The 1,283-nt window shown below is 34.1% G+C and carries 1 protein-coding gene; it reads right to left on the reverse strand.

Features of this window, described 5'->3' with window-relative positions; translation table 11 throughout:
* Positions 1-170: 170 nt before the first annotated feature.
* Positions 171-1,112, reverse strand: coding sequence for a phage exclusion protein Lit family protein (locus HC723_RS16815; protein WP_190339908.1), 942 nt, complete (start codon positions 1,110-1,112; stop codon positions 171-173).
* Positions 1,113-1,283 lie beyond the last annotated feature (171 nt).

Below are 1,283 nucleotides of genomic sequence, written 5' to 3' on the forward strand. Positions count from 1 at the left end.
AGGCCGATTGCCTCTTCTTTAAATTCTTTCGTATAAGTTCGATATTGACGTTTTGTATTCATATTCACCTCGATTGATTATCGTATTATCCACAATCAAGGTGTCCAGATCGATTAGACCAGAATACGTAACCCACTGTTTTAGTTCCGTTTAAATGCCTTGTGAAACGTTCACAACTTTACACCGTCGAGGTGTTCCAAAAGAGAGAAAAATTCGTCTTGAGCAGTCTCATGCTCTGTTATAGGTAAGTTAATATTATGTTTAGTCAAAAATAGGCGTATTGCGAAACAAGCAAAATACCAGCAATAAAATAAGGAATCCTCGGATGATAAACCAAGTTCATTTAGAGTTTTTAGCAATCTATCATCTAAGTCAGGGTGAAGATTCTGTTTAACTACGTGCGCACTACTTGGAAGTATCAGTGCAGAGCAATTCACTAAAAGTACAGATAGTCCATTCACAAGTTTCTCATTGTCTGTCCCCTGAGTATCGATCACTACATTAAAAGCAAATTGATCAGATTCATTTTCAAGTTGAATTCTACTAGCAATATCTGAATCAGTTAAATCAGCTAATTTGAGACCTAAGAAATACGAATCATGATTATGAGTAAGATGAGCAAATTCGTGAAAAAGCGCATAGCTCACTGATTTTTGAAATATCGAATTTACTTTCTCTGCATAAAACTTTTCCAAGGAGTTACTGTGTGTTTTTGGATTTGGTAATGTTTCATCCCAGGGAGTATGACTTGTAGATAAAGAAACAGACCAGTCATACAACTTTTTGGCTCTTATAGTAATTTGACTATTAAATTCTAACTCCCCTTTAAATGTATTATTTATTAAAGGCTTTTGAACTCCTTCTTCATATAATACAAACATTGAATATATATATGACCATAAGTGTTCCAGATAGGTTTCTTGTATATATATTTTCCGTGTTTTCAGGTCAGCTTTTGGAGTTATTACTTTTTGCTTAATGTTGTCGTAAACAATATCACTATTAACAAGCCCAGAATCAACCGCATCCATATGCTTTTGTAATAAACTTGGATCAATATTTTCAAATGAATGAACTATATTTCCCCATAAAACTTCAATCGGTGAACTCATTAAAACTCCTTGAACGTTTAACGCCGCACTAAGAGGCAAAAAAAAGTTGGTTAAAATAAGCGACGCAGGAGCAAAAACCAACTGTTTTTTGTCCTTTTAAGTGACTTGTTATACGGCTATTTACCACCAGCTATATCAACAAACGTACCTGTAATAAATGATGCTTCATTT

Source organism: Vibrio sp. S11_S32 (assembly GCF_014694465.1).
Taxonomy (GTDB): domain Bacteria; phylum Pseudomonadota; class Gammaproteobacteria; order Enterobacterales; family Vibrionaceae; genus Vibrio; species Vibrio algicola.

What these genes read in the sequence shown, in the direction of transcription:
- HC723_RS16815 (WP_190339908.1), bottom strand. Translation starts at nt 1,112, where the DNA reads ATGAGTTCACCGATTGAAGTTTTATGGGGAAATATAGTTCATTCATTT.